Source organism: Dorea sp. BIOML-A1 (assembly GCF_009875615.1).
Lineage (GTDB): Bacteria > Bacillota > Clostridia > Lachnospirales > Lachnospiraceae > Dorea_A > Dorea_A amylophila.
Map to the genome: position 1 here is coordinate 67966 of NZ_WWSA01000007.1, position 24044 is coordinate 92009.

Consider the following 24044-nt stretch of genomic DNA (forward strand, 5'->3'; position numbering starts at 1 on the left):
TATTTTGATTGACAGAAAAGTAGTAGGGAGAGAGTATAAGATGAAACATAATTCCAAGCAATTTTTGGCCTTATTTATGGCTGTGTCTATGGCAGTTGCACCGGTATCGGGAGTGTATGCGGAAGATCAGAATGCAGCCGTAGGAGATACATTGAGTGAGAATAAACAGGATAGTGATGAAGCTGGACAGACAGAGCCGGAAGCCACTGCCGGACAGACAGAGTCGGAAGCCGCTGCCGGACAGACTGAGACAGAAGCCGCTGCCGGACAGACAGAAAGCAGTGTGACGACAGATACAAGTCAGGAAGTCACAAAAGAAGCCGGGAAAAATCAGGTAGCTGTCGAAAAGGTACAGAATACGCAGGAAGACGGAACCGCCCCACAGACGGAACCAATCGGCGAAGACGAAATATTTGAGAACATTACTGATATCAGCGGTATGGCAGGTGCTTTGAAAGACGGAGAATATGGTGTTGATGCGGATCATTTTTCGGCAAAACTGACTTCGGGTGGTTCAAGCAAGGTGAAGATTGAGTGTCAAAAAGTAATCGTAAAGAATGGAAAAGCAACAGCCTGGATAAATTTTAGCAGTTCTAAGTATGATAAAGTATGGGTGAAAGTGAATGGAACCCAGAACATATATCATGCAAAACCGAGAGAAGGCGAGGCCGGAGTTACATTTGAGATTCCTGTTAATTTAAATAGTTCAATGACTTTTATGGCACATACCAGTTCCATGAGTGGAAAAAATATTGCATATACGATCAATATTGCAATCCCGGAAGATACGGTCCCGTCGACACCATCCATACCGGATCAGACCGTTATTACGGAATTAAGTTTCAAAGAGGGATCTGAACTCAGCATGAAAGAGGGAGAAGTTCAGGAACTGACACCTCAGTTCACACCGGCATTATCAGCATCTGAGACAGCACCGGATATGACATGGACTTCTTCTGATCCAAAGATTGTAACCGTTGCAAAATCCGGAACACAGGCTGAGCTGACCGCAGTGAAAGCAGGGACTGCTGAGGTGACTGTGTCTATTAATAATGCGGAAGGAACAGAGCTTAAAGCCACATGCAAGGTAACGGTAACAGCATCGGAAACAGAAAATAAAACCCTGACAGATGGAAATTATCAGGTAGATGTGGATACTGGAAATAAGATGTTCAAAGTTACGAATTGTATCCTGACATCTGAAAAAGGTAAGATGTATGCTGTAATCACATTAAGCGGAACCGGATATGATTATCTTTATATGGGATCAGCAGCCGATGCGGCAGAAGCTGCAGCAAAAGACTACATTTCATATGTGGCTGATGAGGCAGGAAAATATACATACAAAGTTCCGGTAGAAAGTCTGGATAAAGGAATTGCAGTTGCGGCACATTCCATTAAAAAAGATAAATGGTATGACCGTACACTTATATTTTCATCTGCCTCTGCAAAACGTATCATAGCAGACGGAACCTATCAGGTGAATGCTGAAGCCGGCGGAAAGATGTTCCGTGTTACGGATTGTGTTATGACTGTAAAGAATGGACAGATGACGGCGGCAGTTACATTAAGCGGTCAGGGTTATAACAGAATCTATCTGGGCGATGTAAATAACGCATCGGATGATGAAAAGAACTGGATCCTTCCGGATTCGCTTCTTGCAGAGCAGTATACATTTCAGATTCCGGTAGAGAAACTGGATGAGGTAATGACAATTGCCGTTCATACGACAAAGAGTAATAAGTGGGACACCAGAACACTGACATTTCATTCAGAAGGCATGACTAAGATTGCGGACAGCAATAATGGAAATGCTTCGAATGGTAATAACGGAAGCAACGGCTCATTGAAACCGGGCGGAAATAATAACAATCCGGGAAATGGTTCCAACGGAAATAACCAGGGAAATGCAGAAAACAATAATGGAAACAGTGGAACTACAGGAAATAATACGACAAACAATGGAAAACCGGATCAGGAATCAAAATACGAGTCTGATCTGAATAAGTCAACAGCCAGAGTCAACAGTACCACAGGATTAAAAGACGGTGTATACACACCGGACAGCTTCTCATGGTCAGGCGGAACCGGAAAGGTAAGCATCACTTGCAGCAAGGTAACGGTTACAGGCGGTCAGGCATATGCAACGATCACATTCAGCAGTCCGCATTACCAGTATGTAAAAGCGAATGGAAATGTATATTATCCGAGTGCGAAAACAGGAAGTTCTACATCCTTTGTAATTCCGGTAGAACTGAATAAGAATAACTCGGTTGTGGGTATGACAACGGCGATGTCTACGGCACATGAGATTAAATATACGATTTTTGTATACATTGCCGAAGCAGCAAAAGCCAATGCATCAGCGAGAGCCAACGGAAAAGAAGTAACGGTAATCGGTGCAAACGGAAGTGACAGCAGCAAGACGGCAACAGCAAACAAAAAAATGGACGAGGTAGCACCGGAGATCATCGGCCTGGAGTATCAGTCTGAAACAAAAGCCGAGTATGCGAAATATTTCAAGATATATCATTATGATCAGGGAATCACATTGTTGGAGATCGATATGAATAAAAAGACCGGAAGAAAAGCAGCCGGTAAGAAATGGAAAGAAGCATCAGAAATAAGCGGACTGAATCCGGCAGAGCAGGAGCAGGCAGCACTGTACCTGAACAAAGTGATCAAATATCTGATCGTTCCGGAAAATGCAGAGATTCCGGCGGGGCTGGATAAGGAAGTCATTGTGGTAAGACAGCCGGCAGATCATGTTTATGCAGGATCGAATAAGACGATTTCCCTGATGGAAGAACTGGGACAGCTTGATAAAGTGACAACAGTCGGTGTGAAGAAAAATAAATGCAAGAATGAAACTATCAAAGAAAAGATGGCTGAGAAAGAAGTCATTTATGCGGGAACGTCCGGCAAATTAAATTATAAGAAACTTGTAAAAAACAAATGTAATCTTGCACTCCTTTCATCCAGCGTGCTGCCGGAAAAAAGAAGCAGCAAAAAAGCGGCAAAGAAAAAAATGACAGCTTATCGAAAGATGACAGAGAAGATGACGCTTCTTCAGATTCCGGTGATCGTTGACCGTGCAAAAGATGAAAAAGGAAAAGATGCACAGAAAGAATGGGAAAAGGTCTACCAGGTGATTTTGGGATGTGACGGCCAAAGTGCAGAATAGAGATTGCGTAAGATAGCAGAGTGTGGACAATGCTCTTGTGATCAGAAAAAGTGGAGAAAAGGATGAAAAAGAGAACATATCGACTGTTGTGTGTACTTGCAGGTACAGTGCTTCTGGTAACAGGAGCACTGACCGGGTGCAGCACCTCAGGCAAATCGGGTGTATCGAAAGGTGACGGAATACAGCAGACGGAAGAAGCAGGGGCGACAGAAAAACATGCTCCGAAGATAGACGGTCTTGAGTATGAGAAAACAATGAAGCTGAAATATGCTACGGGTTTTGATGTCTATTATTATAAAGAAGGATATAAATTACTGGACGTACACGAAGACAGGCAGTATCTGATCGTGCCGGAAGGTAAGAAGAAACCGGCAGATCTGGATAAAGAAATTGTGGTATTAAAACAGCCATTGGAGCACATTTATCTCGCAGCAACATCGGCAATGGCATTGTTTGATGCGATGGATGGGCTGGACAGTATCCGGATGTCGGGAGCACAGGCTTCGGACTGGTATATTGATCATGCGAAGAAAGCAATGGAAGACGGCAAGATCCTGTTTGCAGGAAAATATAGCGAACCGGATTATGAAATGCTGATAGATGAGGACTGTGATCTTGCAATTGAATCCACGATGATCCTGCATACACCAAAGGTTCAGGAGATGATCGAAGATCTGGATATTCCGGTGTTTATTGACCGTTCCAGTTATGAAAGTCATCCGCTTGGAAGGACGGAGTGGATCAAAGCATATGCAGCAATGCTGAACAAAGAAGATGCAGCAGATACATTTTTTGATACACAGACAGAAGTGATCGGCAGTCTGAAAGATTTTAAGAATACAGGAAAAACAGTTGCTTATTTCTTTGTGAATACAGATGGAACAGTGGTCGTAAGAAGCAGTAGTGATTATATTCCGAAGATGATCGATATTGCCGGAGGAAAATACATTTTTCAGGATCTTAAGAACACAAAAAGCAAGAGTGCTTCTGTGGAACTGTCGATGGAAGAGTTTTATGCAAAAGCAAAGAATGCAGATTATCTGATCTATAATGCATCGATCGACAGTCCGATCAATAGCATTGCAGATCTGACAGCGAAGAGTGAATTGTTCGCAGATTTTAAGGCAGTGAAGAACGGAAATGTGTGGTGCACCGGAAAATCACTGTATCAGGCAACGGACATTGTGGGAAATCTGATTACGGATATCAATCTGATGCTGACAGATGGAGATGAGAGTGGTATGACATTCTTGTATCGGGTAAAATAATACAGTATAATAATCAGGTGGGCGTTTGGATGTGTTCACCTGATTTTTTAAAAGGAGAAACGATGGAGAAAGAGAATTTCAGGCGGCGTTCCAGATACATCCTGGTATTCGGGGTTCTGGCAGCGGCGTTCTGTGTTGTAACAGTTTTAAATATTAATACGGGAAATGTCCATATTTCAATAGCAGAAATATGCAAGATACTGATTCGAAGAGGCGGAGAAGGAACAGAGGCAAACATTATATGGAAGATACGACTTCCGAGAGTACTGATGGCGGCAATCCTGGGAGGCGCATTGTCATTATCCGGGTTTCTGCTTCAGACATTTTTCTCAAATCCGATTGCAGGTCCGTTTGTTCTGGGAATTTCTTCCGGGGCGAAGATGATGGTAGCGCTGGTAATGATATTTTTCCTGGAGAGATATGCTTTTGTATCTTCTTATACGTTGATCATTGCTGCATTTGCGGGTGCACTTATTTCCACTGGATTTATCCTGTTGTTGTCCAGGAAAATGACACATATGGCAACCCTTCTTGTGGGTGGAATCATGATTGGATATATCTGCTCGGCAATTACTGATTTTGTTGTAACCTTTGCGGAAGATTCCGATATTGTCAATCTGCATGGATGGTCACAGGGAAGCTTTTCGGGAATGAACTGGAGTAATGTAGAGGTTGCCGCTACTGTAATCGGTGTGACGGTGGTACTTACATTTTTTCTGTCAAAACCAATCGGGGCATATCAGCTGGGGGAAGCATACGCACAGAGCATGGGAGTAAATATCAGATTTTTCAGGGTAGCACTGATTCTTTTGTCCAGTGTGCTTTCTGCCAGTGTGACAGCTTTCGCAGGTCCGATCTCATTCGTGGGAATTGCTGTTCCATACCTGATAAAGCATGCGCTGCAGACATCGAAACCGTTGGTTGTGATACCGGGAACATTTATCGGAGGTGCAGTATTTTGTATGATCTGTGATCTGATTGCAAGGATGGCATTTGCACCGATGGAACTGAATATCAGTACGGTGACATCGATATTCGGTGCACCGATAGTCATATTTATGATGGTACACGGACAGAAAGGCAGGTAGGAAATGAAAGATTATTATATAAAGACGAAAGACCTTTCTGTAGGATATCAGGGAAAGGTGTTGATCCGTGATATCAATCTGGATATAAAAAAGGGGGAGATCGTTACCCTGATCGGACCAAATGGTGCGGGAAAATCCACCATATTAAAGAGCGTTACCAGACAGTTGAAACTGATCGGAGGCGAAGTCTATCTAGATTCAGATGAGATACGAAAGCTTTCTTATAAGAGTATGGCCAGGAAGGTGGCAGTAATGCTGACGGAACGGATGAAACCGGAACTGATGACCTGTCACGATGTAGTGGCGACAGGGCGCTACCCGTATACCGGAAGATTGGGAGTCCTTTCCAGGGAAGACGAAAACAAGGTGGATGAAGCATTGATGGCTGTGCATGCTCAGGAATTAGGAATCCGGAATTTTCTGGAAATCAGTGATGGACAGAGACAGCGTATATTATTGGCAAGAGCCATCTGTCAGGAACCGGAAGTCATGATCTTAGATGAGCCGACATCCTATCTGGACATCCGGCATAAATTGGAACTGCTGGAAATCTTAAGAAAGATGGCAAAAGAAAAAGAAATAACAGTGATCATGTCCCTGCATGAGATCGATCTGGCACAGAAAATTTCAGATAAAGTAGTCTGCGTAAAAGGAGACAGGATTGCAGGCTTTGGAAACCCGGAAGAAATATTTACGGAAGAAAAAATAAGGGAGCTGTATGGGATTGATAATGGTTATTATGATCCATGCTTTGGAAGTGTGGAACTTCCAAGGGTAGTGGGAAAACCGGAAGTTTTCGTCCTCTCATCCTGTGGAACCGGAATCCCGGTTTACCGGAAACTTCAGAAAGCCGGAATCCCATTTGCTGCCGGAATCCTATATCCGGGCGAGTGCGACTATCAGCTCGCAAGACTGCTCGCATCCGAGATCATCAGTGAAGAACCATACGAGCCAATATCCTGCGAGACCTACCGAAAAGCATTAGAAATGATGGAACAATGCAAAAAAGTGATCAATGCCGGAGTCAAAACCGGAAAGATGAATCAGAAAGCAGGGGAACTGCTTAAGATTGCGGAAGAGAGAGGGATGTTAATTTAATTGGGATTTAATTTATTAACGGGGAAGCGGCCCCTCAGTCCTTGAAGGAAACAATAGATAAGGCTTCTTGTTCAGGTTCCATACCATAAGAAACACTAAGAGAGTCAAAATCACCTAAAAGCAAAGGAACTACGCTCAAACTCGGCGTTCGCCTCAAACACGTTCGCTTCGTTCCTTTAACGGTGCTTTTGACTCTCTAAATGTTTCTAATGGTATTCCACATTCACAATAATCCTTATCTATTGTTTCCTTCAAGTCGTGACTGGCAGCGAATGTTAATAAATAAAATGCCCGGAAGTGTAACCCAGTGGAGTCCACTACGGTACACAATCTTGTCAAAAGCCTTGAGCTGATTACTGTAACCTTCCGCTGCCACAACCGTTACGCAATTGCCATTCATTCATAAGGCATTCGACACCCACGGAATAAAAAGTAGAAAGCCGTTCCAGTGAATGTGAAGAAGGTGTTGGAAATAGTTAAGCGTCAAAATTATGCGTTGGGTTTTCGAAATTTGCCTGTTTGAGCCGAATGGCGAGTTGCAAATTTCGGAAGCCCGTTTTTAGCATAATTTTGACGCTTTAGTATTTCCCACCGACGGAACCTGAACAGGAACGGCTTTCTACTTTTTATGCAGGTCCGGGTCGTCGTGCCTTTCTGAATTAAATCCCAATTAAATTTAATGTCGCATAAAATTCCGGATAGGACACATCCACACACTGACTGTCTATAATCTGTGTTTCTCCGTCAGCAGCGAGTCCGGCAATCGAAAATGCCATTGCAATCCGGTGATCCAGATAACTCTGGATAGAAGCACCGCCAAGATGGCCGGTTCCCTCAATGATCATACCATCATCCGTCGGTGTGATATCAGCACCCATAGCCTTTAATCCGGCAGTAACCGTATCGATACGGTTCGTTTCTTTCACTTTTAATTCAGCAGCATCTTTGATCACTGTCTGACCCTCGGCAAAAGCAGCCATGACCGCAATCATCGGGATCTCATCGATCAGAGTCGGGATGGTATCACCTTCGATCACAGTTCCTTTTAAGCGGCTGTGACGTACAAGAAGATCCGCACGTCCTTCCCCACCTTCGAAAGTCTGGCTGACTGTCTCAATGTCGGCACCCATATCTTTGCAGACCTTTAAGAATCCGGCACGTGTGAAGTTGGTCCCGATATTTCTGACCAGAAGCTCTGAGCCAGGAACCAGAAGTGCGGCAGCAATAAAGTAAGCAGCAGAAGAGATATCTCCGGGTACGCAGATCTGCTGACCGAAAAGCTCTTTACAAGGTTCTACATGAGCAGTTGCAGTTCCGTCTGTATGAAGATCTGTTGCAACACATGCACCGAATCCCTGTAACATCAGTTCTGTATGGTTGCGCGAAAGAGCTGGCTCTGTGACAGAAGTCGGACCCTCCGCATAAAGACCGGCCAAAAGGACGGCTGATTTTACCTGTGCGGATGCAACCGGAGACTGATAATGGATACCGTGCAATTCTCTCGGTTCGATTCGGAGAGGTGCACAATCGTTATCATTCAGACTGGTGATGTGAGCCCCCATGCTGTTTAAAGGTGTCATAATACGTTTCATTGGTCTGGAATTCAGAGAAGCATCTCCGGATAATGTTGTTGCAAAGTTCTGCCCGGATAGAATTCCGGAGATCAGACGCGTGGTTGTTCCGCTGTTTCCTACATTTAAAGTAGAAGCAGGTGCACTAAGTCCCCGCAGTCCTTTGCCATGCACCAGAATGCAGGATGGTTTCCTCTCAATCTCCACACCCATCCTGCGGAAGCAGTCAATGGTAGACAGACAGTCTGCGCCTTCCAGAAAATGTGTGATCTCTGTGGTTCCAAGTGCAATGGAACCTAACATAATAGAACGATGAGAGATGGATTTATCTCCTGGTATCGTTACTTCTCCCTTTAATCCCTTTACAGGACGGATTGTTCTAACGTTCATATACAATATACCTGAATTTCTGCAGTAATCCTACGGCGCGCTTGCTGGAATCTTCGTCGTAAAATTCAATACGCAGAACCCCTTCTTCAAATTCTCTGTTGTGTACAATTCCAATATTTTTGATGCTGATATTATTAGATGCAAGGATTGTTGCAATAGCAGCGATACCACCGGCTTCATCAATGATATCACAGTATACGGCAAACGATTTTTTGATAGGTCCCGCAGAGGACGAAGGCATGGAATTGCGATAATTCCTGGACGATTCAAATCGGGTATAAAGATCCAGGTCATCTTCACGTTCGACCGCTTCTTTGAAATCTTCGAGGGAGTTGATGTACTGATCCAGAATCTTTACGATATTATCCTTGTTCTTCAGACAGATATTCTGCCACATGACCGGTGATGAAGAAGCGATACGTGTGATATCTTTAAATCCCCCGGCGGCAAGATTCTTCATCATCTCATCTTTGGTGTCATGTGTTTTAACAAAGTTGACGAGTGTAGATGCAATGATATGAGGCAGATGACTGATCGTTCCGGTAATCTGGTCATGTACCCGATAATCAAGAATAACCGGGAGTGCTTTCAGGCTTTCTGCAAATTTTTCATAGGCCTCCACCTTTTCACGGGCAACCTGGTCGGTCGGTGTCAGAATAAAATATGCATTTTCAATCAACATTGCCTTGGAATTACTGTATCCGCTTTTTTCAGAACCGGCCATCGGATGTCCTCCGATAAAGTATTTTCCGATACCGAGTGTCTGTACTTCCTCATGGATGTTCGCTTTTACGCTTCCTACATCCGTAAGAATGCAGTCATCATCTAGATATTCTGTCAGTTGTTTGAGATAAGCAGTATTAGATGCAACAGGTGCGCATAAGAATATATAGTTACAATTATGGAAATTATTGTCAATCGTGGTTGCTGCCACATCGATGACAGATTCCTGGGTTGCAAGGGCAAGGGCTTCTTTATTTTTATCGAAAGCCACAATTTCGTAATCAGGATAGTACTGGCGGACGGCTTTTGCAATAGAACCGCCGATCAGTCCGAGTCCGATAAAACCGATTTTTTGTTTCATGATAGATTCTCCTTCCGGCAAGTTAGAATATATTTATAAAAAATTACGAATAAACAGTGTGAATAATTCATAATCAAAAAACTTAGTTTCTATTTTAACGTGCGACAGATGAATTTGTCAACACTATAATGCTTTAAAGCGAAAAAGCGATGTGTGGAAACGGTGGAAAATGATGCAAACTGTATGATAAAATTGTAAAGAAAATTCAGAAATAAGTATAAAATTACATATATTTAAAAATAAATACAAAAATGATATGGTTAAAGTGTATAAAAGTGTTGTAAAAAAAGCAAAAGTTTAGTACAATATTTACATGAGATTTTACCAAAATAAGGAGGCAGCTATATGAAAGTTTACAGAACGGACGAAATCAGGAACGTGGTTCTCTTAGGACACGGTGGAAGCGGAAAGACCAGTCTTGCAGAGGCCATGGCATATGTATCAGGGGCAACAAGCCGCATGGGAAAGATTGCAGATGGCAACACGATCAGTGATTTTGATAAAGAAGAGCAAAAACGTGAATTTTCGATCAGTACAAGCTTGGTTCCGATCGAATGGGAGAAAGCGAAGATCAATATTCTGGATACACCGGGATATTTCGATTTTGTGGGAGAAGTCGAAGAAGCTGTAAGTGCCGCCGATGCAGCCGTTATCGTTGTATCAGGCAAGGCAGGTGTAGAAGTCGGAACAGAGAAGGCATGGGAACTCTGTGATAAGTACAAACTTCCGAGAATGGTATATGTAACAGAGATGGATGTGGATGATGCGAGCTTCCGTCAGGTAGTACAGGATCTGACGGAACGTTACGGAAAGGTGATCGCACCACACTTCCAGCCGATCCGTGAGAATGAAAAACTGGTAGGATATGTGAACGTTATTAAGAATGCAGCAAGACGTTATACAGGCGTAGGACAGAGAGAAGAATGTGAGATTCCGGAATATTGTAAACCGAACCTGGAGATCTACCGTGATAAATTACTGGAGGCAGTTGCAGAGACCAGTGAAGCATTTATGGAAAGATATTTTGAAGGAGATGAATTCTCTGTAGAAGAGATCCGTTCTGCAATGCGTACGGAAGTTATGGACGGAGATATCGTACCGGTTGCAATGGGATCTAATATCCAGGCGCAGGGAGTTGCCAATTTGCTTTCTGATATCGTAAGATTCTTCCCGAGCCCGGACAGCAGAAGCTGTGCAGGAATCAACCGCAAGACGAATGAGATCTTTGAAGGCAATTATGATTTTGCAAAAGCAAAATCAGCATATGTATTCAAGACAATGGTAGATCCGTTTATCGGAAAGTATTCGTTCGTGAAAGTATGTTCCGGAGTATTAAAAGGGGACGATATTTTGTATAACGGAGATTCCGATGCAGAAGCAAAACTTGGAAAGATTTATACAATGGTGGGAAATAAACCGACCGAGGTCAGTGAGTTGTTTGCAGGAGATATCGGAGCAATTGCAAAGCTTGCAAATACAAAGACAGGAGATACGCTTTCTACTAAAAATACACCGGTGATGTATGGAAAGACAGAATATTCCAAACCATATACATATATGAAATATGTCTGCAACAATAAAGGAGATGAAGATAAAGTATCTCAGGCATTACAGAAGATGATGGCAGAAGATGTAACACTGAAAACAGTCAATGACAGTGAGAACCGTCAGACACTTCTTTATGGAATGGGAGACCAGCATCTGGAGATTACGGCAAGTAAACTTGCTGCACGTTATAAATGTGAGATCAGACTGGAGACACCAAAGGTAGCTTTCCGTGAGACGATCAAGAAGAAATCTGATGTAGATTCCAAATATAAGAAACAGTCCGGAGGTCATGGACAGTATGGTCATGTCAAGATGAGATTCGAAGCGTCCGGTGATCTGGAGACGCCTTATGTATTCGAAGAAGAAGTTGTCGGCGGAGCTGTTCCGAAGAATTATTTCCCGGCAGTTGAAAAAGGCTTGCAGGAAGCAGTTGTAAAAGGTCCTCTTGCAGGATATCCGGTAGTCGGTGTGAAAGCCGTATTATATGATGGCTCCTATCATCCGGTGGATTCTTCCGAGATGGCATTCAAGACAGCAACAGTCCAGGCATTCAAGAAAGGCTTCATGGAAGCTTCTCCGGTATTGCTGGAACCAATTGCGTCTCTTACGGTTACGATTCCGGATGATTATACCGGAGATATTATGGGCGATCTGAATAAGAGACGCGGACGTGTACTCGGTATGAATCCGGTTTCCGGTGGAAGGCAGGAAATCGTGGCAGATATCCCGATGACGGGACTCTTTGGATACTGTACTGTATTAAGATCTATGACAGGTGGAAGAGGTGTATATTCTTATGAATTTGCACGTTATGAACAGGCACCGTCAGATGTACAGGAAGCAGAGATTGCTAAGCGTGCAAAAGAGGAGTAATTAGTTAAGAAAATGTTAAAATAGAAGAAAAGCCCGTAAGGGCTTTTTTTCTTGAAACAAAGATGCTATAATCTCTTGTATTAAAATACCGGTATCTTGATGACAAAAAAGATATGCGTGGATAATTGTGAGGTCAGGGAATGAAAATTGTGATTATTGGGGATGGAAAAGTTGGTCATAAATTGACAACCCAGCTGTCCGAAGAAAATTATGATGTGGTTTTGATTGATCAAAATGAGGGGAAATTAAAAGAAGCAGTGAATGAACTTGATATTTTCTGTATTACAGGAAATGGAGCAGATGTGGAGGTGCAGAGACAGGCGGATGTACCGCATGCGGATCTTGTGATTGCCTGTGCATCCACAGATGAACTTAACATGTTGAGCTGTCTGCTGGCTAAGCGATTAGGTGCCAGACATACGATCGCACGTGTAAGAAATCCAATCTATTACCGACAGATCGATCTGTTGAAAGAGGATCTTCATCTGAGTATGGCGGTTAATCCGGAACGTGCGGCGGCAAATGAGATATCCAGAGTACTGCTTTTCCCGGAGACAAGTAAAGTAGAGACATTCATGAAGGGACGTGTAGAACTGGTAGAATTTGTCGTAAGGGAGAACAGTGCACTTGCAGGGCTTTCTCTTGCGGAAGTATACCGGAAGTTCCAGATTAAAATCCTGGTATGTGCAGTAAAAAGAGGAAAAGAGATCTATATTCCGGATGGAAATTTTGTTCTGGAAAAAGGAGATAAGATGCATATCGTTGCCGCGCATCAGAATCTGAAGTCATTTTTCAGGGCACTGGGTCATCGAAATGCAAAAGTAAAAAAAGTATTGATCTGTGGAGGTGGACATGTATGCTTTTATCTGGCAATGCAGTTGCTGCAGGTCGGCATGCAGGTAAAAATCATAGAACAGAATATAAAGAGATGTGAAGAACTTTGTGAGCTTCTTCCCAAAGCAACGATTATTAACGGAGATGCTGCGGATCATGAACTTCTTGTAGAAGAAGGGATCAATGAAGCAGATGCATTGATCGCATTGACCGGAATGGATGAAGAGAATATTATCATGGCATTGTTTGCAAAGCTGCAGGGTGTTAATAAAATTGTGGCAAAAGTAAATGAAGATTCCCGTGCACAGATGGTAGAGGGACTGGGAATTGACTCTATTGTGTCAGCAAAAAGTGCGACCGCAGATGCGATCATGAGTTATGTAAGAGCAAGAAATGAATCTGCAAGTAATGCAAACGTAGAATCCGTGTATCAGCTTTTGGGTGGTAAAGTAGAAGCACTTGAGTTCATTGTGAAATGTGAATGCAGTTTTACGAATGTACCGCTCCGTGAATTGCGGACAAAGAAAAATAATCTGATTGCCTGTATTGGAAGAAAAAGACGGATTATTATCCCGAATGGTGAAGATCACCTGGAAGTCGGGGACAGCGTAGTAGTTGTTACAATGGATCATGTGGATAAGTTCAGCGATATCCTGGAATAATATACAGAATAAGGAGACGGACAAAAAGTTATGGATACAAAAATAGTAAGATATATTTTGTGTAGAATGCTTGGAGTAGAGGCGGCTCTTTTGCTTGTACCTGTTCTTGTTGCAGTTATATATCAGGAAAAATGTGGAATTGTCTTTCTGATACCAATTGTTATATTATGCCTGCTGTTTTGGGTGGTCGGAAGAAAAAGACCGGAACATGGCCAGATTTACGGAAAGGAAGGGATGGTGATCGTTGCTCTGGCATGGATTTTGTGGTCTTTATTCGGAGCAATGCCATTCACCCTTTCCGGGTATATACCTAGTTATGTAGATGCATTTTTTGAAACAGTTTCAGGTTTTACAACAACCGGATCAAGTATTATCCCGGATGTGGAAGTATTGCCCCACTGCCTGTTGTTCTGGCGGAGCTTTACCCACTGGATTGGAGGTATGGGAGTACTGGTTTTTGTGCTTGTCGTGACATCTCTGGACAGAAAGAATTCCATGCATCTGATGCGTGCGGAAGTGCCGGGACCTGAGAAAGATAAGTTAGTACCGAAAGCAATGTCTACCGCAAGGATTTTATATGGAATGTATCTGACCCTTACTGTGATAGAAATGGTATTTCTCGTCATCGGAGGAATGAATCTGTTTGACAGTATGATATTTTCGTTTGGATCTGCCGGAACCGGTGGATTTTCAAACTATGCGGACAGTGTGGCACATTTTAACAGTGCATATATCGATGGTGTGATCACCGTTTTCTGCGCATTATTTGGAGTCAATTTTGCATTGTTCTATTTTATGATATTGGGTGATTTTAAATCTATCCTGAAAAACGAAGAGCTCAGGACATACATTTTGCTGATTGCAGGTGCTACGGCAGCGATCATGCTCAATATCCATTCGTTATATCCGACGATTGGAAAATCTTTCCGCTATGCGGTTTTTCAGGTGGTTACGGTTATAACAACAACCGGATATTCGACGGCTGATTTTGCACAATGGCCGATGTTTTCCAAAGCGGTGCTTATGATGCTGACGGTAATAGGAGCCTGTGCATCTTCCACCGGCGGTGGAATCAAGGTGTCACGTCTGCTGGTCGGAATCAAGTGTGTAAAGAGAGAGATTGTGCAGCTGGCTCATCCGAAGTCTGTGGGTATTATACGCATTGGCGGGAAAAAGGTAAGTTCAGATGTGCTGCGCACGATTTATATTTATTTTATTGCATATGTAGGTATTCTGATCGGATCAGTTGTGCTGGTTTCTCTGGACAATTTTGATTTTGAGACAACGTTCAGTGCAGTACTTACTACACTTGGAAATGTCGGACCGGGTATGGCGCAGGTCGGACCGATGGGAAATTTTGCAGGGTTTTCACCGCTCTCAAAATTAATATTATGCTTTGACATGCTGGCGGGACGTTTGGAGATATTCCCATTCCTGGTACTGTTTACAGCACCGGCGTGGCGCAGAAAATTCTAGAATAACAGGCGGCTTTTTTAGTGCCGTCTGATTTTCTATATATAAAAGGATGCAGGAAAAGCCGTAAATGGCAGGCTTTTTGCATGAGAGGAGAGAAGTATGAAAGGTAAAACCAAAATGATGATCGCAGCCATTGTTGTGATCATGGCTGGAATCTATTACTATGCCGCAATTCCGGCTATCAATATTCATTCATCAGAGACATGGTTTTTCATCATGATCTTTTTGGTGATACTGGCAGTTTTGTACCTGGGAAGAAAGAAAATGAACAGGTACGAGATCAAAGAAAATAAAGTAGTAAAAGTTTTTCTTGGAGTAGTGGTGGTTCTTGGAGCGGTATACCTGCTTGGAACACTGCTGTCTTCACCGGTTGTAAATGCAAAGAAATACCAGAAACTTATGACGGTCAAAGAAGGGGAATTTGCAAAAGATGTAGAGGAACTGTCATTTGACAAGATCCCGCTTCTGGATAAAGATACGGCAGCACTTCTCGGTGACCGTAAGATGGGCAGTATGGTAGATATGGTATCCCAGTTTGAGGCAGATGACATCTACAGTCAGATTAACTACAAGGGGAATCCGGTACGTGTTACTCCGTTAAAATACGCAAATCTGATCAAATGGTTTACGAATCAGGGGGAAGGAATTCCGGCGTATATCCGGATCAATATGGCAAATCAGTCTACGGAGCTTGTAAAACTGAAACAGGGTATGAAATATACAACAAGTGATCATTTTAACCGTAATATTTACCGCCATCTGCGTTTTGCACATCCGACATACATTTACGGTGAATTAAGTTTTGAAATTGATGAAAATGGTGATCCGTACTGGATCGCTCCGGTAAAGAAATTTAACATCGGATTATTCGGTGGTGAGACGGTTGGAAAAGTTGTTATATGTAATGCAGTGACAGGAAAGACGAAGACCTATGATGTCGGAAATGTACCACAGTGGGTAGACCGTGTATATTCCGCAGACCTGCTGGTGAATCTGTTCGATTATTACGGAACATTGAAACATGGCTTCTTTAACAGTGTACTGAGTCAGAAAGACTGTCTGGAGACAACGGATGGTTATAACTATCTGGCATTAAATGATGATGTATGGATGTATACCGGAGTTACATCTGTTAACGGAGATCAGTCGAATGTTGGATTTGTTCTGGCAAATCAACGCACAATGGAGACAAAATACTACAAAGTAGAAGGTGCGACAGAATCTTCAGCCATGTCATCGGCAGAAGGACAGGTACAGAACCTGAAATATCAGGCAACATTCCCACTCTTATTGAATATTGCCGGTGAGCCGACCTATTTTGTCGCATTAAAAGACGATGCCGGTCTGGTGAAGAAATATGCAATGGTTAATGTCCAGAAGTATCAGATCGTTGCAATTGGTGACAGTGTCAGTCAGTGTCAGGAGAATTATAATGAATTACTGTTGAAAAATGGTGTGAAAGAACAGGAAAAGGATACGCGGAAGGAAGAAGAGGTATCCGGAAAGATCACGAAGATTGCGCAGGCTGTTCTGAATGGAAATTCTCATTATTATCTGATGTTGGAGAATTCTGACGCGATCTATGATGTATCAGTAGCAGATATCATAGATGTGATCCGATGTGAACTGGGAGAACAGGTGACGGTAACGTATAAAGAGGATAAGGATGTCAATACAGTGACAAAGTTAAATACCGGTAAAGATGCAAAAGAAAAAACAGCTTCTGATAAAGAAGAGGCAGATGCACAGGAATAATAGCTGGTGATACATTTTACCGAAAAGATATAAGAAATGAGAGAGTCATGGAGATTAGTATACTTCTTGCGGAACAGATCATAGCTATGTTTCTGACAATGGCGGTTGGATTCGGAGTGGTCAGAGCCGGACTTTTTAAGACGGAAGACAGCCGGATCATTTCAAATATGGTTGTGTATATCTGCAATCCATGTGTAGTCGTACATGCATTTCAGATTGAACTGACGGACGACAAGATAAAAGGGCTTATGATCGCGGTTGGGATGTCGGTAATTGTGCATGTGATCCTGATCGTGGGTTCGGAAATATTATCATATATAATTCATTTTAACAGCATAGAGAAGGCATCCATTATTTATACAAATGCAGGATATCTGGTGATTCCGCTGGTATCGGCGGTACTGGGCGAGGAATGGGTGTTTTATACGACGGCATTTATTCTGGTGCAGACGATATTGATGTGGACACACGGCATAAATCTGATCGGGCAGGAGAAGAACCTGAATATCCGTAAGATTCTGTGTAATCCGAATGTAATCGCAATGATAATAGGAATTGCACTTTTTGCGCTGGAGATCCGTCTTCCGGCAGTAATCGACAGCTGTGTCAGCGGGTTTGGCGATATGATCAGTCCGGCGAGCATGATGGTGATCGGAATGGTGATCGGTGATGTAGATCTAAGGTGGGTGTTCCGGCAGAAGCGTCCGTATCTGATCTGTATGATTCGGCTGATCCTGTTCCCGTTAATTGCGGCAATTGCTTTTGCGGGACTGGAGCGGACCGGGTTACATCCGGATGCGGAGTATATTCTGATGATCGTACTGATCGCAACTGCAGCCCCGGCAGCAGCAATGGTCACACAGCTTGCACAGATTTATGAAAAAGATTCCAGATACGCCAGTGTGATCAATGTAATGTCAGTAATATGCTGTATCATTACGATGCCTTTGATGGTCCTGATTTATGAGATATTGATTGGATAATAAAAAATAAAATAAGACAGAAAAAAAGCTTCGCAAGTATGTGCAATGCATATTCCTGCGAAGCTTTTTATATTGATAATCTGTTGATATTATAATCTTATAATCCTTCACTATACTGCGAGATCTTGTCCAGTACACGCTGCTTTGCGTCTCCGGTAAGCGGAACAGGGCAGTAGTCGTTATAGCCGCTGGAAGAAGAGATAGAACAAGGGATAATGTTTAATTTACTGCTTTTCGTTAATTTTCCTTTTTTATTAAAAGTAAATGTCTGCTGCACGATCATGCTGTCCGTATCACTTGGTGTTGAATTGCCGCCAAAGCAGAAATTACCAAGACTATAGCAGATGTATTTTCCATTATATTCTTCAATACCTTCAAGCACATGTGGGTGGTGCCCGATCACAAGATCCGCACCTTCATCGACAGCAAGATGTGCGAGAGCCTTCTGGTTTTCATCCGGTGTATACTGCTTTTCGATTCCCCAGTGGAAATTCACGATGATGACCTGTGCACCGGCTTTTTTCAGGGCTTTGATATTTTGCTTCACCTGAGATGCACGTTTTTGATGGTCTGCAAGTTCATAGATTCCGGTGACACCGACTTTTATACCTTTTATCTTTAAAATCTTGATACGGTTATAACCGAAGGAAGCAATTCCGGCATCCTCCAGTGCGGAAATCGTGTCGGTATAACTCTTCTCGCCATAATCATGACTGTGGTTGTTGGCGAGATTGGCTGCTTCAATAGAACTTCCGGAAAGGATGGAAGCATATTCGGAAGGAGCTTTAAAAGCAAAGGTTTTTGCCTCACGGGCTGTCTCGTCAGTGAGGGTTCCTTCCATATTGACAATGGACAGGTCGTCTTTTTTAAAAACGGATCTGACATGTTGGAAGAAATAATCAGCACCATGTGATTCATAGTACGCATTCAGGCTGGTAGAATAGTTGAAACTTTCATCGGTTCCAAGAGTACAGTCTCCGGTTGAGCTGATGGTAAGAGAAAGCTTGTCCGTATTGTTCTTTCCCTTTTTACTGAGTGTTACCGTTTTTAATTCTACAGTGTCTTTTTCAGAAGACTTTTTTTCGGAAGACTTCTTTTTTTGAGTGTTCTTTTTTGAAGATTTCTTTTTTTTGCTGCTTTTTTTTGCAGTCGTTTTTTTTCTTTTTGGGGAACCGGCAGTTTTGTCTGCTGAGGTTGTGACAGTAGGACCGGTGAATTTGTTTACAACAGCATGGACTGCGGCCCGGATCAGGAATAGGAATCCGATCAGGATCAGTATCATGGCAATGATCAGCAGGATACGCTGAATCTGTCTCTTGCGCCTTCTGCGTGCCCTTTTCTTTTTTGCATCTTTAATTCCGCTCATACGTTTTCTCTCCTGTACATGGCAGGATTGTCAGACCTGCCTTTTTGCTTTTTATATCTTATTGTGACATAAAACGACAGTCCATTTGTAAAATGGACTGTCGGATCATTCTGTCTCAATAAGAAAGATTAGTTCAGATATTTGCATCCTTCTGTATTTACGTCAGCAAGTTCCTCTTTGTTTGCACTGATGCTGACATAGAATTCAACTTCACATTCTTTGGAAACCTGTTTCAGGCGGTCAATAAATGCCGGAATATTATCCAGTGAGATATCAGCGTGTTTTAAGATACCATCGATAAATACATACTCGATATCGTGATTAGAACTGTACATACCATATAAAAATCCGATATATTCGTCAATGTTTGTGATTGCCGGGAAATCATCCATACAAATTGTGCGGATATCAAATGTTACACTTGCTGTATCGCGGTGTGTTTTTTTGATAAATACAACATTTCCATTGCATTTTTTCGCAGCCTCATTGGCCTGCTCGATCATCTGCTGTGTTTTTCCTGTTCCTTTCGGACCTGCTAATAAATAAACCATGGTAAACACTCTCCTTTATGTATCATATTTACTGATCTGTATCAGTAGTAATTACTTATCCTTATTATACACTAAGAAACTGGTTAGAACAACTAAAAAAATGAATTTTCTGACAATTTTTTTGGCTAAAATGTTAACTTTGTGACAGGAAAATAATTGAAAGCATGTGATGAAAAATATGAGGAATCTGCGAGGTATTTCTGTACTTTCTTGAAGACAGGTCTTGACTTATTTTAACATTCTTCATATAATAATGAAGAATATTGAAAAGACGCAGAAGAGGAGTATTAAGGGTCCGGTGTCTGATAAGAGAACTGTCGGTTGGTGCGAGACAGCAGACGAAGACTCCCAACTCACCTCAGAGTCCTTTTGCTGAACGGATTTACTGAAGATCACATAGGCAGAAGCGGGTGCTTCCCGTTATAGAAGAAAAATGAGTGCATCTGGCAGGTAATGTCGGGTGAAGAAGAGTGGTACCACGGAATATAAGCCTTTTTCGTCTCTTATAATGAGATGAACAGGCTTTTTTATTTTTATTATAGGATGTGTATTCCTGTAATAAAATCAGTTACCATATAAAAACAGGAGGACAAAAAAATGTCAAAGATCCCTTATAATCATAAGGCAATTGAAAAAAAATGGCGTGAAAAATGGGAAGAAAACCCGGTAAACGTCCAGTTTGATGAAGATGGAAATAAGAAAGAAAAATATTACTGTCTGGATATGTTCCCGTATCCATCAGGAAATGGACTTCATGTAGGTCACTGGAGAGGATATGTAATCTCTGATGTATGGAGCCGCTATAAATTACAGCAGGGCTATTACATCATTCATCCAATGGGATGGGATGCATTCGGACTTCCGGCTGAGAACTACGCAATTAAGATGGGCGTTCACCCGGAGATCTCAACAGCTGCCAATATTAAGAATATCAAACGTCAGATCAATGAGATCGCAGCTCTCTATGACTGGGACAGAGAAGTAAATACAACAGATCCGAACTTCTACAAATGGACACAGTGGATCTTTGTTAAGATGTTCAAAGAAGGACTTGCATACGAGAAAGAATTCCCGATCAACTGGTGCCCTTCATGTAAGACAGGACTTGCTAACGAAGAAGTGGTTGGCGGAAAATGTGAACGTTGCGGCGCTGAGGTTACAAAGAAGAACCTTCGTCAGTGGATGTTAAAGATTACAAAATACGCAGACAGACTGTTGAATGATCTGGATAAGCTGGACTGGCCGGAGAAGGTTAAGAAGATGCAGGCTGACTGGATTGGAAAGTCTTACGGAGCAGAGGTTGATTTCCCTGTAGAAGGAAGAGACGAGAAGATTACTGTTTACACAACAAGACCGGATACTTTATACGGAGCAACATTTATGGTTCTGGCACCGGAGCATGAACTGGCTAAGAGCCTTGCAAATGACGAGACAAGAGAAGCAGTAGAACAGTACATTTATGATGCTTCTATGAAGTCGAATGTAGATCGTATGCAGGATAAGGAAAAGACAGGTGTATTCACAGGTAGCTATGCAATCAATCCAATCAACGGGGCGAAAGTTCCAATCTGGCTGTCTGATTATGTACTTGCTGACTATGGTACAGGAGCAATTATGTGTGTACCGGCTCATGATGACCGTGACTTTGAATTTGCTACAAAGTTCAATATTCCGATCATCCAGGTAATTGCAAAAGACGGAAAAGAGATTGAGAATATGACAGAGGCTTACACAGACGCTGTCGGAACAATGATCAATTCCGGAGAATGGAATGGACAGGAATCTTCTGTACTGAAGAAAGAAGCTCCGCATATGATCGAAGAGCGTGGAATCGGACGCGCAACAGTAAACTTCAAACTGCGTGACTGGGTATTCTCGCGTCAGAGATACTGGGGAGAGCCAATCCCAATCGTACATTGTCCGAAATGTGGAAATGTACCGGTGCCGGAAGAAGAACTTCCACTCCGTCTGCCGGAAGTAGAATCTTACGAACCTACAGGAACGGGAGAATCCCCGCTTGCAGCAATTGATGAGTGGGTAAACTGCAAGTGCCCTCAGTGTGGAGCTGATGCGAAGAGAGAGACAAACACAATGCCGCAGTGGGCAGGATCTTCATGGTACTTCCTGCGTTACGTAGATAACCACAATGATAAAGAATTGGTATCAAGAGAAAAAGCAGATGAGATGCTTCCTGTAGATATGTATATCGGAGGAGTAGAACATGCAGTTCTTCACCTTCTGTACTCACGTTTCTACACCAAGTTCTTATATGATATCGGGGTAGTAGATTTTGATGAGCCATTCCACAAACTGTTCAATCAGGGAATGATCACTGGTAAGAATGGTATCAAGATGAGTAAGTCAAAAGGAAATGTCGTATCACCGGACGATCTGGTAAGAGACTATGGATGTGACTCTTTAAGAATGTATGAACTCTTCGTTGGACCACCGGAGTTAGATGCTGAGTGGGATGACAGAGGAATCGACGGAGTAAACCGTTTCCTGAAACGTGTATGGAACCTTGTTATGGACAGCAAAGATGCAGACATTACAGCTACAAAAGAGATGATCAAAGAGCGTCATAAACTGATATACGATGTAACAACACGTCTGGAAAGCTTCAGCCTGAATACGGTAATCTCAGCATTCATGGAACACAATAACAAACTGATCGAGATTGCCAAGAAAGAGGGCGGAATCGATAAAGAGACATTGTCTACAATGGCAGTACTCCTGTCTCCATTCGCGCCACATGTTGCGGAAGAACTGTGGGAAGAACTGGGACACACAGAGAGCGTATTCAAAGCCGGATGGCCAAAATATGATGAGCACGCCATGAAAGATGATGAGATCAAAGTTCCGGTACAGATCAACGGAAAGACAAAAGCAGTTATTGAAATCTCAGCAGATGCATCAAAAGAAGAAGCACTTGCAGCAGGTAAAGAAGCAATTGCTGATAAGCTGACAGGAAATGTGATCAAAGAGATCTATGTTCCGAAGAAGATCATTAATATTGTGATGAAATAAGAAATCTATATAGAATTATAATGAATGGAAAAGAGGATTGCCGGGAAGAGAACGGGTGATCCTCTTTTCATCCATATGCATCAGACATTATTCGAAAGATAATAGAAGATTTACAAGGAGAAGTATAAAATGAATATTACAGTATACCTCGGAGCAAATGAAGGAAATGATCCATTTTTAAAAGAAACAGTGCGCGAGTTGGGAGCGTGGATCGGAACAAATGGAAATACTCTTGTATATGGCGGTTCAAAATCCGGTCTGATGGGAGAACTTGCAGAAAGTGTATTACAGGCCGGTGGTAAAGTGATCGGGGTAGAGCCACAGTTTTTTATTGATGCAGGATTTGTGTATGACGAGATTACGGAACTGATCACGACGAAAGATATGTCGGAAAGAAAGGCAAAGATGATAGAACTTGGAGAGGCGTTCATTGCATTTCCGGGAGGAACGGGAACACTGGAAGAGATCACGGAGGTGATGTCTAAAGTATCGTTAAAACATTTGGATGCGCCATGTATTCTTTATAATCTGAACGGATATTACGACAGTCTGAAGCAGCTTCTGGAGCATATGATCGAGATGGATCTTTCTTCTGCGGAAAAGCAGGAGGGAATATATTTTGCGGAGGATCTGGAAGAAATCCAGCGGATTCTGGACAAATAAAGTGATATAGAAGAAAGCATTGACCATTGAATTGCAAAGATGGTAAGATGAAAAAAGAAGATATATCAAAAATGAGAGACAAATGAGGAAAGGATAAAGCGCACTATGAAAAAATTCATGAATGAATTCAAAGAATTTATCAGCCGTGGTAATGTCATGGACATGGCAGTAGGTATCATTATCGGAGGTGCATTTACAAGTATTGTATCATCCCTGGTAGATGATATCATTAATCCAATTCTTGGATTGTTCGGAGGAATGAACTTTGATCAGTTGAAAGTGAATCTTCTGGGAGAAGTTACACTGAATTATGGCAAATTCATTTCTACAGTCATTAATTTCCTGATCATGGCTTTGATTGTATTCATTATGATGAAAGTTATGAACGGATTTGCAGAAAAACTGAAACACACAGAGGAAGAAGTCGAAGAAAAGACAACAAAAGAATGCCCGTTTTGCAAGAGTGAGATTGCAATTACGGCAACCAGATGTCCACATTGTACCTCAAAGCTGGAAGGGTATAAGGATATTGGGATTTAATTTATGAACGGGGAAGCGGCCTCTCAGTCCTTGAAGGAAACAATAGATAAGGCTTCTTGTTCAGGTTCCATACCATAAGAAAC

The 24044-nt window shown here is 42.4% G+C and carries 16 protein-coding genes and 1 other annotated feature; of the genes, 12 read left to right on the plus strand and 4 right to left on the minus strand.

Going from position 1 to position 24044, the window contains the following annotated elements; translation table 11 throughout:
- Positions 1–40 precede the first annotated feature (40 nt).
- The 4 genes from GT508_RS04765 to GT508_RS04780 all read left to right on the plus strand — a co-directional run bounded on the left by GT508_RS04765 (position 41) and on the right by GT508_RS04780 (position 6638).
- Positions 41–3184: an Ig-like domain-containing protein gene (locus GT508_RS04765; protein ID WP_161143679.1), complete on the plus strand. Its 3144-nt coding sequence runs from the start codon at positions 41–43 to the stop codon at positions 3182–3184.
- Between the two features lie 62 nt (positions 3185–3246).
- On the plus strand, positions 3247–4452 hold the full coding sequence (locus tag GT508_RS04770) for an ABC transporter substrate-binding protein (protein ID WP_161143680.1): 1206 nt from the start codon (positions 3247–3249) through the stop codon (positions 4450–4452).
- A 62-nt stretch (positions 4453–4514) separates the two neighbouring features.
- Entirely contained in the window at positions 4515–5540 is a 1026-nt protein-coding gene (locus tag GT508_RS04775) for a FecCD family ABC transporter permease (RefSeq protein ID WP_173791062.1), read from the plus strand.
- A 3-nt stretch (positions 5541–5543) separates the two neighbouring features.
- A complete protein-coding gene (locus GT508_RS04780) occupies positions 5544–6638 on the plus strand; it encodes an ABC transporter ATP-binding protein (RefSeq protein WP_055281369.1) in 1095 nt (364 codons plus the stop codon).
- A 659-nt stretch (positions 6639–7297) separates the two neighbouring features.
- Here GT508_RS04780 and aroA read toward each other — a convergent pair.
- A complete protein-coding gene (aroA, locus tag GT508_RS04785) occupies positions 7298–8599 on the minus strand; it encodes a 3-phosphoshikimate 1-carboxyvinyltransferase (RefSeq protein ID WP_161143681.1) in 1302 nt (433 codons plus the stop codon).
- A complete protein-coding gene (locus GT508_RS04790) occupies positions 8589–9683 on the minus strand; it encodes a prephenate dehydrogenase (RefSeq protein ID WP_161143682.1) in 1095 nt (364 codons plus the stop codon). Before GT508_RS04790 ends, aroA begins: the two co-directional genes overlap by 11 nt.
- 345 nt (positions 9684–10028) lie before the next feature.
- Here GT508_RS04790 and GT508_RS04795 point away from each other — a divergent pair, with 345 nt between their 5' ends.
- From GT508_RS04795 to GT508_RS04815, 5 genes are all read left to right on the plus strand, one after another.
- On the plus strand, positions 10029–12104 hold the full coding sequence (locus tag GT508_RS04795) for an elongation factor G (protein WP_117597095.1): 2076 nt from the start codon (positions 10029–10031) through the stop codon (positions 12102–12104).
- A 140-nt stretch (positions 12105–12244) separates the two neighbouring features.
- Complete coding sequence (gene trkA, locus GT508_RS04800; RefSeq protein ID WP_117597098.1) at positions 12245–13600, plus strand: Trk system potassium transporter TrkA; 1356 nt, start codon at positions 12245–12247, stop codon at positions 13598–13600.
- Between the two features lie 30 nt (positions 13601–13630).
- Positions 13631–15076 carry a TrkH family potassium uptake protein gene (locus GT508_RS04805; RefSeq protein WP_055281380.1) on the plus strand — a complete coding sequence of 482 codons (1446 nt, stop codon included), beginning with the start codon at positions 13631–13633 and terminating at the stop codon, positions 15074–15076.
- A gap of 99 nt (positions 15077–15175) precedes the next feature.
- Positions 15176–16831 carry a CvpA family protein gene (locus GT508_RS04810; protein WP_117597102.1) on the plus strand — a complete coding sequence of 552 codons (1656 nt, stop codon included), beginning with the start codon at positions 15176–15178 and terminating at the stop codon, positions 16829–16831.
- 47 nt (positions 16832–16878) lie between these two features.
- Positions 16879–17814, plus strand: a complete 936-nt coding sequence (locus GT508_RS04815; RefSeq protein ID WP_161143683.1) for an AEC family transporter — start codon at positions 16879–16881, stop codon at positions 17812–17814.
- A gap of 97 nt (positions 17815–17911) precedes the next feature.
- Here GT508_RS04815 and GT508_RS04820 read toward each other — a convergent pair whose 3' ends face one another.
- Both GT508_RS04820 and GT508_RS04825 read right to left on the minus strand, forming a co-directional pair.
- The gene (locus GT508_RS04820; RefSeq protein WP_161143684.1) at positions 17912–19180 is read right to left on the minus strand and encodes a CapA family protein; all 1269 of its coding nucleotides are present in this window, start codon (positions 19178–19180) and stop codon (positions 17912–17914) included.
- A gap of 128 nt (positions 19181–19308) precedes the next feature.
- Positions 19309–19731: a hypothetical protein gene (locus GT508_RS04825; protein ID WP_028088234.1), complete on the minus strand. Its 423-nt coding sequence runs from the start codon at positions 19729–19731 to the stop codon at positions 19309–19311.
- 265 nt (positions 19732–19996) lie between these two features.
- Positions 19997–20238, plus strand: a binding site (T-box leader).
- 90 nt (positions 20239–20328) lie between these two features.
- Between GT508_RS04825 and leuS the strand changes: the two genes are divergently transcribed.
- The 3 genes from leuS to mscL all read left to right on the plus strand — a co-directional run bounded on the left by leuS (position 20329) and on the right by mscL (position 23961).
- Positions 20329–22758: a leucine--tRNA ligase gene (gene leuS / locus GT508_RS04830; RefSeq protein ID WP_055281387.1), complete on the plus strand. Its 2430-nt coding sequence runs from the start codon at positions 20329–20331 to the stop codon at positions 22756–22758.
- A 129-nt stretch (positions 22759–22887) separates the two neighbouring features.
- Entirely contained in the window at positions 22888–23421 is a 534-nt protein-coding gene (locus GT508_RS04835; protein ID WP_117597112.1) for a TIGR00730 family Rossman fold protein, read from the plus strand.
- Between the two features lie 105 nt (positions 23422–23526).
- A complete protein-coding gene (gene mscL, locus GT508_RS04840) occupies positions 23527–23961 on the plus strand; it encodes a large conductance mechanosensitive channel protein MscL (protein ID WP_028088239.1) in 435 nt (144 codons plus the stop codon).
- Positions 23962–24044: the final 83 nt, after the last annotated feature.